The organism is Oceanimonas marisflavi, assembly GCF_003049725.1.
Classification (GTDB): domain Bacteria; phylum Pseudomonadota; class Gammaproteobacteria; order Enterobacterales; family Aeromonadaceae; genus Oceanimonas; species Oceanimonas marisflavi.
The window spans coordinates 1-13,390 of the sequence record NZ_QAGM01000037.1; the positions used below are offsets into that span (position 1 = coordinate 1).

Consider the following 13,390-nt stretch of genomic DNA (forward strand, 5'->3'; position numbering starts at 1 on the left):
AATCGCGCAAGGCCCGAAGGTCCCCTGCTTTCCCCCGTAGGGCGTATGCGGTATTAGCCGTCGTTTCCAACGGTTATCCCCCTCGACCGGGCAGATCCCCAAGCATTACTCACCCGTCCGCCGCTCGCCGGCAAAAGTAGCAAGCTACTTTCCCGCTGCCGCTCGACTTGCATGTGTTAGGCCTGCCGCCAGCGTTCAATCTGAGCCATGATCAAACTCTTCAATTAAAGATTTGATGCTCAATGAATATCTGAACTGCTGCTATTACTAGTGCACTTCACACAACATTGAAAAACAATATTTTTGTTTCCCAAACGTCTGCGAGTGCCCACACAGTTTGCTTGATAAATTGTTAAAGAGCGTTGACCGCTTTCGCTGGTCAGGGCTGCGTATTCTACGCAATCCTTGGTGTTCGTCAAGCGCTGAATCACACTTTATTTCGTGTTGCTTCAACCCTTGTGACCGTCGGCGTGTTCCGCCGTGTCAGTGGATGCGCATTATAGGGAGCCGCGATTTTTGCGCAAGGGCTTTTTTGACAAAAATATGACTTTCGACACCGAATGTTCATTAACCCAGCAAAAACACATATTAACCACAGAGTTATACACAGAGCCTGCACTTTTAACTGTGTTTCGGTACTATATTGCTCTTTGTCAGCCCTTAATAAAGAGACGAAGGCATGAAATCATTAAAGGCATATAAGGGTATGGTTCCGATGCTCGGTGAGCGGGTATTCGTGGAAGAGTCTGCCGTGCTCTACGGTGACATTCATCTGGGTGACGACAGCAGCATCTGGCCTCTGGTTGCCGCCCGAGGCGACGTGAACCACATTCGCATTGGTGCCCGTACCAATATTCAGGACGGTACCGTGCTGCACGTCACCCGTAAAAGCCAATCACGCCCCAACGGTCTGCCTCTGCTGATCGGTGATGACGTTACCGTAGGCCACAAGGCCATGCTGCACGCCTGCACCATAGGAAACCGGGTGCTGGTGGGCATGGGCGCCATTATTCTGGACGGCGCTGTGGTGGAGGATGATGTAATTATCGGCGCCGGCACTCTGGTGCCACCGGGCAAGCGGCTGGAAGCCGGCTTTTTGTATGTCGGCTCACCGGTGCGCCAGGCCCGCCCACTGACCGAGGGTGAGCGGGCCTTTCTGCCCGAGTCGGCCGATAACTATGTGCGCCTGAAGGATGAATATCTTCAGCAAGGCTGAGGAGTGAGGTGTGAGGTGTGAGGTGTGAGCATGAATTTCCCCTCACTCCTCACCGATTTCCCCTCACCAGGGTCACAGGCTGATACTGCCATCGGGCGCAAAGGCTTCTTCTTCTATGCGCTCGCACACCAGCTCTTCAATATCGAAGCGCACCTGCTCAAAGGCCAGGATCACATTGGCTTCATCGGCCAGTTGCTGTCCGGCAAGGTGCTCCAGCCGGTGCTGGGTAATAAAACAGGGCACCTGCCGTCCCTGCCAGTGAGTGCTGAAGGCCACCCGCTGCTCTTCGGGTTGCCAGTAAATTTCGTCGCCGACGATAATATCCTGATTCATTTTTCCTGCTCCAGCCTGGCCCTGAGCGCCAGCAATACCGGCGCCATATCGGGTCGCACTCCACGCCAGAGATAAAAGCTCTCCGCCGCCTGCCCCACCAGCATGCCCAGGCCATCAAAACGACCCTGCACACCCTGCTTTGCGGCCCAGTGCAGAAAGGGGGTTTCTTCCCGTCCATACATCATATCGTAGACCTGGGTGCCGGAATGGCAAAGGCCGGCAGGCAACGCCAGTTGCTCTCCCTGCAGACTGGCAGAGGTGCTGTTGATGATCACATCAAAACTCCCCTTCAGCGCGTCCAGCGGCTGGTGGCTGACCGGCCCCAGTCCGGCAAAGCGACTTGCCAGTGTTTCGGCCCTTCTCTCGGTACGGTTGGCCACCACCAGGGCCGCCGGCTGCTCTGCCAGCAGCGGGCCCATCACACCCCGGGCCGCGCCGCCCGCACCCAGCAGCAAAATACGCCGTCCGGCCAGAGTGACTCCCAGCCGGTGCAGATCCATCACCAGGCCGGCTCCGTCGGTGTTATCGGCAAACCAGCGACCGTCAGGCAACAACTTGAGGGTATTGACTGCCTCCGCCAGCGTGGCCCGCTCGCTCAGCTCACCGGCCACCGCCAACGCATCGGTTTTAAAGGGCACGGTCACATTGCACCCTTTACCGCCGGCCTCGGCAAAGTCACGCAGGCTGCCCTCAAAATTGTCCAGCGGCGCCAGCAGGCGTTCATACTCCATACTCTGCCCGGTCTGCTCGGCAAAAGCCTGATGAATAAAGGGCGACTGGCTGTGGGCAATGGGATTGCCGATAACGACGTATCTGTCCATGATGTTACTCGCTGCTCGTTGGACGGCCGCCTGAATTCCGGCAACCGATCGCAATGTTCAAAGGTATGGGAATTATATTGCCACGAATGGCATATTTTTGGTTGCATTAGCCGCCAAAATGAATAGATTTTGCGCTAACGAACAAAATAATTGTGGTTGGCCTTGGATACCGAACTTTTAAAGACCTTTCTGGAAGTGTCCCGTACCCGTCACTTCGGCAAGGCGGCAGAGCATCTGTACCTGACCCCGTCTGCGGTCAGCTTTCGCATTCGTCAGCTGGAAAGCCAGCTGGGGGTGACCCTGTTCACCCGGCTGCGCAACAATATTCAGCTGACCTCGTCGGGCGAGGCGCTGATCCCTCACGCCGAGTCCATGCTGCTGGCCTGGGCCCGGGCCCAGCACGAGGTGGCGCTGAGTGAGCGACAGACTCAGCAGCTGGCCGTGGCCGGCACCGCCAATCTGTGGGATACCTACCTGCAGGACGGCCTGCATCGCCTCTATTGCGAGTTACCGGCGCTGTCGTTGCGGGCAGACATTCGCACGCCAGAGCAGATGACCCGGGCACTGCTGAGCCGCACTCTGGACCTGGCTTTTCTGACGGATCCAGCCCGCATTGAGGGAGTACGTCATATCGCCACGCACACCATGGAGCTGCAGCTGGTATCCACCTACCCGGATCTCGACGCCACCCGGGCCATGGCCCAGGACTATATTCGCATCGACTGGGGCACCGCCTTCAACACCCAGCACGCCAAGCTGTTCAATACCGCCACACCGCCGCTGCTGCACACCGGCTCGGTACGCATTGCACTGGAATATTTGCTGCACCATGGCGGCAGCGCCTTTTTGCCCAGCTCCATGATTCGGCAATATCAGGATCAGGAGCGGCTGTTTCTGGTGGAAGATACCCCCACCATCAGCCGGGAAGTCTACGCCGCCTTTTTGCCTGGCGGCGAGCGCCAGGCATTGATCGTTCAGGTGATTGAGCTGTTCGGCGCCGACGCCGAGGATTAAACCCAGTCCCTGGGTACCAGGAACTCCTGCAAACGGGCTTCGGCAGTGCCCGCTGCCGGTTGCCAGTTGTACTCCCAGCGGGCCAGGGGCGGCATCGACATCAGAATGGACTCGGTGCGGCCACCGGTCTGCAGACCGAACAGGGTGCCCCGGTCGTAGACCAGATTGAACTCCACATAACGGCCGCGCCGGTACAACTGGAACTGACGCTCGGGCTCTCCGTAGGGAGTGTCCTTGCGCCGCTCGATGATCGGCAGATAGGCATCCAGATAGCCCTTGCCCACCGCCTGCATAAAGGCAAAGCACTGCTCAAAGGGCCAGTCATTGAGATCATCAAAGAACAGGCCGCCCACACCACGGGTTTCATCCCTGTGCTTGAGGTAGAAATAGCGGTCGCACCAGTCCTTGTATTTGGGATAAACATCTTCACCAAAAGGCTCGCACAGATCCTTTGAAACTCGATGCCAGTGCCGGCAGTCTTCTTCCACCGGATAGAAGGGAGTCAGATCAAAGCCGCCGCCAAACCACCACACCGGATCGGCGCCTTCCTTTTCGGCAATAAAAAAGCGCACGTTGGCATGGCTAGTGGGCACATGGGGGTTGTGCGGGTGGATCACCAGCGACACGCCCATGGCTTCAAAGGAACGGCCGGCCAGCTCGGGTCTGTGGGCAGTGGCCGAGGCCGGCATGGCAGCGCCGTGCACATGGGAAAAATTCACCCCGCCCTGCTCGATCACGGTGCCGTTGCGCAGCACCCGGCTGCGACCGCCGCCGCCCTCTTCCCGGGCCCAGCTGTCTTCCACAAAGCGGCCGGTGCCGTCGGCCTGCTCCAGCTGCCGGCAGATATGATCCTGCAGCTCCAGCAAAAATGCCTTTACCGCCGCGGTATTTGGTTTACTACTCATCTTGCTTCCTTGTTGCCGTGCACTCAGGCCGGGCGCACCACGGCGCCGGTAATGCCATCTCGTATCAGTGAAGGATTGGCCCTGCCGTGGGTGTCGCCGGGCAGAATGTAGTCGAGTTCGTTCCCGAGCCGGGCGGCCAGTTCTTCAGCGGAACGCGCCGGCTCCTCGCCGCTCTTGTTGGCACTGGTGGACACCAGCGGCTTGCCAAAGGCCAGGCAGAGATCGTGCACCTGAGCATGATCGGTCACCCGCACCGCCAGGGAGTCGAACCGCCCCCTGAGCCACTCGGGCACCTCGGGCCGGGCCGGAATAATCCAGGTATAAGGACCCGGCCAGCTGGCCAGGATCACCTCCAACCGCCCTTCCGGCAGCCGGGTCAGATCCAGATAAGGCTGCAACTGGCTGAAATCGGCGGCAATCAGCACCAGGCCCTTGTCGATGGGCCGTTCCTTGATGGCCAGTACCCGTTGCACCGCCTCGCCATTATCGGGGTCGCATCCAATGCCAAATACCGCTTCGGTGGCGTAGCCGATCACCCCACCCTGTTCAAGCCGGTCAACGGCGGTAAAAAGCGCTTGCTGAGTCATTGATACTGCACTTCCTTTCTTGAAATAAAAGCCGCTTACTGCTGATGGTCGCAGCCCTTGTTGGGGCAATAGCGCCGCCCCTTGCGCTCGGCCAGAATGCCGAAACCGCATTTGGGGCAGGCCTGGGCCACCGGCTTGTCATTGATGATAAAGCGGCAGCCGGGATAGGCGTCGCAGGCGTAGAAACGCTTGCCGTAGCGGGAGGTTCGGGCCACCAGGTGCCCCTTGGCGCACACCGGACAGGCAGGCTCGCTGCTGCCCTGTTCGTTGACATCGGCCACATAGTGACAGGCCGGGTAATGGGAACAGCCGATAAACAGGCCATAGCGCCCCTTGCGAATGGCCAGAGTATGGCCACAAAGCGGGCAGGCACTGCCTTCAAGGGGCTTTTCCACGTCCTCGTCGTGTTCAATCACCTTGAGCGGTCGCAGATAGTCACAGTCAGGGTAGCCAGAGCAACCCAGAAAGGCACCGTGCTTGCCATGACGCAGATGCAGGGGCTGGCCGCAACGGGGGCAGGCCTCATCGGGCCTGGCCGATGGCTTGCCGCTGAACAGACTGGGATCGATTTTGGACATGCCGCGCCTCCGAATTCACTGAGGCGAATTCTATCAGCGCGGCCGGGTTCAGTGAACCGCTCCGTCGGGCTGCTCGAACAGCAGCTCTTCCAGCTGGTGATAGGCCGACTCGCTGCCGGGAACATTGAACAGCACCATCAGCACCACCCACTTGAGGTCGTCAAGCTCGATCACCGGCGAGTCCAGCTCCATCACTCTGTCGATGACGATCTCCCGGGTTTCCGCATTCAGCACCTGGATTTGCTCCAGAAACAGCAGAAAACCACGGCCATCGGTATCGAGCTTGTAAAGCTCTTCCGGCGTGTAAATGCGGAAAGACTCGGGCGTGGAGCGGGCCCACGACGGCGTGTCTTCCGCTTCCTGCAACTCGGCCAGGCGCTCGAGCCAGGCCAGCGCCTTGAGGATCTCTTCCTTGTTGAAGCCCGCCTGGGTCAGTTCTTCGGCGAGTTCATCCTGATCCACCATGGTGTCTACATCGGTATGGATGTAGGTCTCGAACAAGTACATCAGTACTTCGAACATGATCAGCTCCTCCTCGCTCTGACATAACCCCCGGGCACGGATTCCACCCAGCCAGCCAGTTCCAGCTCGACCAACCGGGTCAACACCTCATGCACCGGCTGCTGACAACGATCCGCTATTACATCCAGCGCTGTTGCCTCTAAACCTACGTTATCCAACAAGTCCGGATAAGGCAATGATTGCGCTGTGGCGGTCTCGTGAATTTTGACCGCTGCCGCAGAGAAACCAGCCAGCTCTTCGAGCACGTCATTCGCTTCATTCACCAGCTTGGCGCCCTGCTGAATCAGCCGGTTACAGCCACAAGCCTGGGAATTCTGGCGGGCGCCGGGCACCGCAAACACTTCCCGCCCCTGCTCCAGGGCGAAGCGGGCGGTGATCAGTGAGCCGCTGCGCTCTGCCGCCTCCATCACCAGCACGCCCAGGCTCAGCCCACTGATAATGCGGTTGCGGCGGGGAAACTGAAAGGCCTGGGGCGGCTCCCAGGGATAGCACTCCGACAGCAAGGCGCCACCGGACTCCGCGATTTGCCGGGCCAGGCGCGCATGACGCTTGGGGTGACAGCACGCCAGTCCGGAGCCGAATACCGCCAGGGTGGTTCCACCGGCATTCAGGGTCGCCTGATGGGCCAGGCCGTCAATGCCCATGGCCAGCCCCGAGGTAATGGCCAGCCCGGCTTCCACCAGAGGCGGAACCAGGGTTTGCGTGTTTTCCTTGCCCACATAGGACGGATGCCGGCTGCCCACCACTGCCAGTTGAGGCAGATCCAGAGCGCCGGTATTGCCCTCCACAAACAGCAACAGGGGAGCACCGGGCAACTGATTGAGTAACCAGGGGTAGCCGGCGTGATCCCGCGTCAGGATATGGCGGTCAGGGCCGGCATGAAGCCACTTCAGCAACCGTTCCAGCAGCTCATGCTGAGGGGCAAGCAGCTGCCTTCTCAGGGCGTCATCAACCCCGGCTTCCAGCAGACGGTCAGCATTCAGCCAGTCCGGCCCCAGCCGCTGCCACAGCTGCCAGCCACGCACAGGCCCCAGCCCCGGTGCTTGCTGTAATGCAAGCCAGGGCAGCAAGGCGTGGAATTCAGAGGCCGTGCTCGTCATAACGTGGCTGGCCCAGCACATAGTGCCGTTGCACCGGCTCACGGCTGTCGAGCACCAGGGCGGCGCTGGCATGCTCAAAGGTCTGGAATACCATTACACGAGCCACCTGCAGGGGCGGCAGAGTAATGCGTTCTTCGGCAACCGCAGGTGCCGGCCGGTACACACCGTAAAGGTGGCCCGAATGCAGTCCGTCCCGGCGCCCCTTGTTCAGCAGCACCACGTCATGACGGGCCGCCACCGTGCCCTGATGACCCATGGCCATCACCCGACCGTCACCGAGTTCCGGCCCCGGCGCGGGCTGGTAGAAGGCTGCCAGCGCCCGATCGGAAGACAGGGGCAACAGCACATCCTTCGGGCGCATTTCCCGGCTCAGACTGCCGATATGTACGCTGGCAAGACTCGGCTCCAGTTGCTCCCGTGCACTCACCGTGCCCACCAGCATTGTCCGGCGGCCATAATGCCGGCCGGTGCGTTCATCAACCAGCTCGCCCATGTCCCGGTAAACCCCGTACATCTGCCCGGGCACCAGCCGCCCTCCCACGTATGCCAGCTCATGCTTGCGCAAAAAGTCACGACCATGGCGATCACCCAGCAGTACCGGTGCCGAATCAAACTCCGGAGACGACAGCAAGGTGTGACTGCTGGTGTAATTCATGATCGACGCCAGAGGTATGGTACTCACCGCCGCTTCCGCACGAACCTGTGGCGACAGCTTTACCACCGCAGACGGCTCACCCTCGCGCACCAGTCTCGGTTCACCATTTACCCAGATAAGGGTGAGCCGGTCACCGGGATAGATTAGATGGGGGTTATTGACCTGAGGGTTGGCCTGCCACAGTTTGGGCCAGAGCCAGGGCGATTTGAGAAAATGCGCCGAAATGTCCCAGAGAGTGTCGCCCTTGCGCACCGTGTAGTGAGTCGGGTAATCGTCCTTCAGCGCCAGTGACTGTGCCTGGACAGTTCCCCCGGCCAGTAACAAGGCGCCGCCCAATAAAAGTGTTCTTGAAATGCTCACGTCCGTGTTCCCCAAATAACAGTTTGTTTTATTTGCTGATGTGTTTTTATCGCACCGTGTCCGGCGGCTTCCAACTGTTGCTGATCTTTATGTTGCAAATGGCTAAAATACTGACAGAACCGAACACAGGAAAACAGCGTTGTTATGGCAAAAGTATTAGAAGTATTGCGCTTTCCCGATGAGCGCCTGCGCACGGTGGCAAAGCCGGTTGAGGCCTTTACCCCCGAGTTACAGACCATTGTAGATGATATGTTTGAGACCATGTACGCCGAAGAGGGCATTGGTCTGGCGGCCACTCAGGTGGACATTCATCAGCGTCTTATCGTGATCGACGTGTCCGAAGACCGCGAGCACCCGCTGGTACTGATCAATCCGGAAATTCTGGAACAGCACGGCAGCACCGGCATTGAGGAAGGCTGTCTGTCGGTACCCGGCGCCCGCGCCCTGGTGCCCCGCGCCGAGCGGGTCAAAATCCGCGCTCAGGATCGCCACGGCGACACCTTTGAGCTGGAAGCCGACGATCTGCTGGCCATCTGCATTCAGCACGAGATGGATCACCTGATGGGCAAGCTGTTTGTCGACTACCTGTCGCCGCTCAAGCGCCAGCGCATTCGTCAGAAAATGGAAAAAATGGCCCGCCAGGACCCACGCTGATCTCTCGCTAAGGACGTCTCTTGAGCAAACTCAATCTGGTTTTTGCCGGCACCCCCGACTTTGCCGCCCGCCACCTGCAGGCGCTGCTGAATGCCGGCCACAATGTCATTGCCGTCTACACCCAGCCCGACCGGCCCGCCGGCCGGGGCAAAAAACTCACTCCCAGCCCGGTCAAGGTGACCGCCGAACAGGCCGGCCTGCCGGTGTACCAGCCCCAGAGCCTGCGCAGCGAAGACGCCCAGGCCGAGCTGGCGGCGCTGGGTGCCGATCTCATGATAGTGGTGGCCTACGGCCTGATCCTGCCTCAGGCGGTGCTCGACACCCCGCGCCTGGGCTGCATTAACGTGCACGGCTCGCTGCTGCCCCGCTGGCGCGGCGCCGCCCCCATTCAGCGCGCCATCTGGGCCGGCGACGCCGACACCGGCGTCACCATCATGCAGATGGACAAGGGCCTGGACACCGGCGCCATGCTGCACAAGGCCAGCCTGCCCATTGCCGCCGACGACACCTCCGCCAGCCTCTATGAAAAACTGGCCGGACTGGGCCCTCGAGCGCTGCTGCACACAATCGAGCAGCTGGCCGACGGCAGCGCCGTGGCCGAGCCCCAGAACGACGCCGAGGCCAACTACGCCGAGAAGCTCAGCAAGGAAGAGGCCTGCATCGACTGGTCTCTGCCCGCTGAACAGCTGGAGCGCTGTGTGCGCGCCTTCAACCCCTGGCCGGTAAGCTATTTCATGGTGGCCGAGCACAATATCAAGCTGTGGCAGGCCGAGGTACTGAACCAGAGCACCAGCGCCGCTCCCGGCACCATTCTCGCCGCCGGCAAAAATGGCATCGACGTGGCCACCGGCGACGGCGTGCTGCGCCTGCTCAGCCTGCAGACCCCGGGCAAAAAGGCCATGAGCTGCCAGGATCTGCTCAACGCCCGCAAGGACTGGTTCACCCCCGGCAGCCAGCTGCCCTGAAACCCGCATATTTAAGAGAACGCCATGAAAACTCGCGCCGCCGCGGCCAATATTGTTCACCGGGTGATCAACCAGGGCCAGTCCCTGTCCGCCCTGCTGCCCCGCTATCAACAGGAGGTAGCCGCCAAGGATCGCGCCCTGCTGCAGGAGCTGTGCTTTGGCACCCTGCGCTGGTACAGCCGGCTCGACGCCATGGCCAAGCAACTGCTCGACAAGCCCCTCAAGGGCAAGTACCAGCCGGTGCATGCCCTGCTGCTGGTGGGCCTGTACCAGTTGTTGTATACCCGCATTCCGCCCCATGCCGCCCTGGCGGAAACCGTGGCCGCCTGCAAACGGCTCAAGGCCGACCCCTTCAAGGGGCTGGTGAACGGCGTGCTGCGCAATGTGCAGCGCCAGCAGCAGGAACTTGAAACAAAGGTCGACGCCCTGCCCCAGCTGCGCCAGGCCCACCCCAACTGGCTGATGAAACGGCTGCAGCAGGCCTATCCTCAGCAGTGGCAGGACATCATGGCCGCCAACAACTGCCATCCGCCCATGTGGATTCGGGTTAACGAACGGCATCACAGCCGCGACCAGTATGCGGCGCTGCTGGCAGAGCACGGCATTGAGGCCTTTCCCGACCCGCTGGCCGCCCAGGCCCTGCGGCTGGCGCGTCCGGCGGATGTCTCCACCCTGCCCGGTTTTGCCGAAGGCCACAGCTCGGTGCAGGACGCCGCCGCCCAGCTGGCGGCCCAGCTGCTCGACGCCCAACCGGGCGAGCTGGTACTCGACGCCTGCGCCGCCCCCGGCGGCAAGACCGCCCATGTGCTGGAACGCCAGCCGGCGCTGAAGCAGCTGGTGGCCATCGACATGGATCCGGAGCGGCTGCAGCGGGTGCATCAGAACCTGGAACGCATCGGCCTGGAAGCCACCGTGTTGCAGGGCGACGCCGCCCAGCCTGCCGACTGGTGGCAGGGCCCGCCATTCGATCGCATTCTGCTGGATGCCCCCTGCTCCGCCACCGGGGTGATCCGCCGCCACCCCGACATCAAGTGGCTGCGCCGGCCGGAAGACATCGCTCAGCTGGCCGCCCTGCAGTCACGCATTCTCGATGCCCTGTGGCAACAACTGAAGCCCGGCGGTATGCTGCTGTATGCCACCTGCTCCATTTTGCCCGACGAAAACCGGGAGCAGATCAAGGCCTTTCTGGCCCGAACGCCCGACGCCGTGCACCAGCCCCTGCATGCCAAAGACACGCCGGCGCAGCCGGGCTGGCAGCTGCTGCCGGACGAGCAGGGCCGTGACGGTTTCTATTACGCCAGCATAGCGAAACAGGCATGAAGATTATCATTCTGGGTGCCGGCCAGGTGGGCGGCACCCTGGCGGAAAACCTGGTCGGCGAAAACAACGACATCACCATTGTCGACACCAACACCGAACGGCTGCGCGAACTGCAGGACAAATACGATCTGCGGGTGGTCACCGGCCACGGCGCCTATCCGGCGGTGCTGCGGGAAGCCGGCGCCCAGGATGCCGACATGCTGGTGGCGGTCACCAGCAGCGACGAAACCAACATGATCGCCTGTCAGGTAGCCTATTCCCTGTTCAACACCCCCAACAAGGTGGCCCGTATTCGTTCGCCGGAGTTTCTCGCCGAGCGAGAGCGGTTGTTTCTGAACGAAGCGATTCCGGTGGACAACCTGATCGCCCCCGAGCAGCTGGTGACCGAATACATCTACCGTCTGGTGCAGTATCCGGGGGCCCTGCAGGTGGTGGACTTTGCCGAGGGCAAGGTGGGTCTGGTGGCGATCAAGGCCTATTACGGCGGCCCGCTGGTGGGCAACGCCCTGTCCACCCTGCGGGATCACATGCCCGGCATCGACACCCGGGTGGCGGCCATTTTCCGTCAGGACAGGCCCATTCGCCCCCAGGGCACCACCATTATCGAGGCCGACGACGAGGTGTTTTTCGTGGCCGCCAGCGGCCATATACGGGCGGTGATGTCGGAGCTGCAGCGACTGGAAAACGACTACAAGCGCATCATGATCGTCGGCGGCGGCAACATTGGCGCCGGCCTGGCGCGGCGACTGGAGCGGCACTACTCGGTCAAGCTGATTGAACACAACCCCGGCCGGGCGGAGCAGCTATCGGAGCTGCTGGAGCACACCATCGTGTTCTGCGGTGACGCCTCGGATCAGGAGCTGCTGCTGGAGGAGCACATCGATCAGGTGGACGTGTTTATCGCAGTCACCAACCAGGACGAGGCCAACATCATGTCGGCCATGCTCGCCAAGAAGATGGGCGCCCGCAAGGTGATGGTACTGATCCAGCGCGGCGCCTATGTGGATCTGGTGCAGGGCGGCACCATAGACGTGGCCATCTCGCCCCAGCAGGCCACCATTTCGGCGCTGCTGACCCACGTGCGCCGGGCCGACATCGTCAACGTCTATTCCCTGCGCCGGGGGGCGGCCGAGGCCATTGAAGCCATCGCCCACGGCGACAGCACCACCTCACGGGTGGTGGGCCGCAAGGTCGGCGACCTCAAGTTGCCCCCGGGCACCACCATAGGCGCCATTGTGCGCGGCGAAGAAGTATTGATTGCCCACGACAAAACCGTGATCGAGCAAAACGATCACGTGGTGATGTTTCTGGTCGACAAGAAATTCATTCCGGAAGTGGAGCGTCTGTTTCAGCCCAGCCCCTTCTTTTTGTAAGCGAGGCCGCCATGTTCAATCTGCGCCCCATCGCCTTTATTCTCGGCATGGCGTTGTCCAAGCTGGCGCTGTTCATGTGGCTGCCCACCCTGCTGGCGCTCACCGGTCGCAGCCGGGGCTTTGAGGAGTTTCTGCAGGCCACACTGCTCACCCATGGCGCGGCACTGTGGCTGCTGGCCTGGGGCCGACGCGAGCAGATAAGGCTCAGGGTCAAGGAGATGTTCCTGCTCACCACCCTGGTGTGGACCACGGTGTGCGTGTTTGGCGCCCTGCCCTTTGTGTTTATCAGCCACATCAGCTTTACCGACGCCTTTTTCGAGACCATGTCGGGAGTCACCACCACCGGCTCCACCGTGCTCTCGGGGCTCGACACAATGCCTGCCGACATTCTGCTGTGGCGCTCCATATTGCAGTGGCTGGGCGGGGTTGGCTTTATCGTAGCGGCGGTGGCGGTGCTGCCTTACCTCAACGTAGGCGGCATGAAGCTGTTTCAGACCGAATCGTCCGACTGGTCCGACAAAAGCGCCCCCCGGGCCGCCACCATGGCCAAGCGCATTCTGCTGCTCTATCTGCTTCTGACCGTCTTGTGCACTCTCGGCTATTACGCTCTGTCGGACATGAATGCCTTTGAGGCCATCAATCATGCCATGACCACCCTCAGCACCGGCGGCTATTCCACCTCCGACGGCTCCATGAACCACTTTACTCCGGCGGCTCACTGGGTGGGCACCCTGTTTATGTTTATCGGTGGCCTGCCCTTTCTGCTGATGGTTTCCAGCCTGCGTCAGCGCAATCTGGCACTGCTTCGGGATGCCCAGGTACGGGGCTTTGTCTGGCTGGTGCTGATCACCGGGCTGGTGTTACTGACATAGTTCTCAGGTTTTAATAAAATATTCGCTCGGATTTTGAGCGAGTGAGACATGATGAAACCGACGGGAGCGGCTAAGGAATATCGTCGAGTGCTGGCGGTGCAATGGGCCGATGAGG

Annotated in this window: 14 protein-coding genes, 1 rRNA gene and 1 pseudogene; 7 read left to right on the forward strand and 9 right to left on the reverse strand. The window is 60.9% G+C overall.

Going from position 1 to position 13,390, the window contains the following annotated elements; genetic code table 11:
- A 16S ribosomal RNA gene (locus DA373_RS15440) occupies positions 1–227 on the reverse strand; the annotation flags it as partial.
- A gap of 452 nt (positions 228–679) precedes the next feature.
- On the opposite strand from DA373_RS15440, the gene DA373_RS15445 reads away from it, so the two are divergent.
- Positions 680–1,216: a gamma carbonic anhydrase family protein gene (locus DA373_RS15445; protein ID WP_107853172.1), complete on the forward strand. Its 537-nt coding sequence runs from the start codon at positions 680–682 to the stop codon at positions 1,214–1,216.
- A 72-nt stretch (positions 1,217–1,288) separates the two neighbouring features.
- On the opposite strand, the gene DA373_RS15450 is transcribed toward DA373_RS15445, so the two are convergent.
- Together DA373_RS15450 and aroE are read right to left on the reverse strand one after the other, a co-directional pair.
- On the reverse strand, positions 1,289–1,549 hold the full coding sequence (locus tag DA373_RS15450) for a DUF1488 family protein (RefSeq protein ID WP_107853173.1): 261 nt from the start codon (positions 1,547–1,549) through the stop codon (positions 1,289–1,291).
- Complete coding sequence (gene aroE, locus DA373_RS15455) at positions 1,546–2,370, reverse strand: shikimate dehydrogenase (protein WP_107853174.1); 825 nt, start codon at positions 2,368–2,370, stop codon at positions 1,546–1,548. Before aroE ends, DA373_RS15450 begins: the two co-directional genes overlap by 4 nt.
- Before the next feature lie 162 nt (positions 2,371–2,532).
- Between aroE and hdfR the strand changes: the two genes are divergently transcribed.
- Positions 2,533–3,384, forward strand: a complete 852-nt coding sequence (gene hdfR / locus DA373_RS15460; protein ID WP_198650335.1) for an HTH-type transcriptional regulator HdfR — start codon at positions 2,533–2,535, stop codon at positions 3,382–3,384.
- On the opposite strand, the gene hemF is transcribed toward hdfR, so the two are convergent.
- From hemF to DA373_RS15490, 6 genes are read right to left on the reverse strand one after another with little or no spacing between them, the layout of a single operon-like run.
- A complete protein-coding gene (gene hemF / locus DA373_RS15465) occupies positions 3,381–4,289 on the reverse strand; it encodes an oxygen-dependent coproporphyrinogen oxidase (protein ID WP_107853176.1) in 909 nt (302 codons plus the stop codon). The genes hdfR and hemF overlap by 4 nt on opposite strands.
- A 23-nt stretch (positions 4,290–4,312) precedes the next feature.
- The gene (locus tag DA373_RS15470) at positions 4,313–4,876 is read right to left on the reverse strand and encodes an L-threonylcarbamoyladenylate synthase (protein WP_107853177.1); all 564 of its coding nucleotides are present in this window, start codon (positions 4,874–4,876) and stop codon (positions 4,313–4,315) included.
- Positions 4,877–4,911: 35 nt separating this feature from the next.
- Positions 4,912–5,454, reverse strand: coding sequence for a DNA topoisomerase family protein (locus tag DA373_RS15475; RefSeq protein ID WP_107853178.1), 543 nt, complete (start codon positions 5,452–5,454; stop codon positions 4,912–4,914).
- Positions 5,455–5,502: 48 nt separating this feature from the next.
- Positions 5,503–5,976, reverse strand: coding sequence for a DUF494 family protein (locus DA373_RS15480; RefSeq protein ID WP_107853179.1), 474 nt, complete (start codon positions 5,974–5,976; stop codon positions 5,503–5,505).
- A gap of 2 nt (positions 5,977–5,978) precedes the next feature.
- Positions 5,979–7,076 (reverse strand): DNA-processing protein DprA, encoded by a 1,098-nt coding sequence (gene dprA, locus DA373_RS15485; protein ID WP_107853180.1) that lies wholly within the window; start codon positions 7,074–7,076, stop codon positions 5,979–5,981.
- Complete coding sequence (locus DA373_RS15490) at positions 7,057–8,091, reverse strand: LysM peptidoglycan-binding domain-containing protein (protein ID WP_157953735.1); 1,035 nt, start codon at positions 8,089–8,091, stop codon at positions 7,057–7,059. Before DA373_RS15490 ends, dprA begins: the two co-directional genes overlap by 20 nt.
- A gap of 144 nt (positions 8,092–8,235) precedes the next feature.
- Between DA373_RS15490 and def the strand changes: the two genes are divergently transcribed.
- From def to DA373_RS15515, 5 genes and pseudogenes are all read left to right on the forward strand, one after another.
- Positions 8,236–8,745 (forward strand): peptide deformylase, encoded by a 510-nt coding sequence (gene def / locus DA373_RS15495; protein ID WP_107853182.1) that lies wholly within the window; start codon positions 8,236–8,238, stop codon positions 8,743–8,745.
- Positions 8,746–8,765: 20 nt separating this feature from the next.
- The gene (gene fmt / locus DA373_RS15500; protein ID WP_107853183.1) at positions 8,766–9,710 is read left to right on the forward strand and encodes a methionyl-tRNA formyltransferase; all 945 of its coding nucleotides are present in this window, start codon (positions 8,766–8,768) and stop codon (positions 9,708–9,710) included.
- Positions 9,711–9,734: 24 nt separating this feature from the next.
- Positions 9,735–11,030 carry a 16S rRNA (cytosine(967)-C(5))-methyltransferase RsmB gene (rsmB, locus tag DA373_RS15505; RefSeq protein WP_107853184.1) on the forward strand — a complete coding sequence of 432 codons (1,296 nt, stop codon included), beginning with the start codon at positions 9,735–9,737 and terminating at the stop codon, positions 11,028–11,030.
- Positions 11,027–12,403, forward strand: a complete 1,377-nt coding sequence (gene trkA, locus DA373_RS15510; RefSeq protein ID WP_107853185.1) for a Trk system potassium transporter TrkA — start codon at positions 11,027–11,029, stop codon at positions 12,401–12,403. Before rsmB ends, trkA begins: the two co-directional genes overlap by 4 nt.
- Before the next feature lie 11 nt (positions 12,404–12,414).
- Positions 12,415–13,266, forward strand: a pseudogene (locus DA373_RS15515) (TrkH family potassium uptake protein); the annotation flags it as partial.
- Positions 13,267–13,390 lie beyond the last annotated feature (124 nt).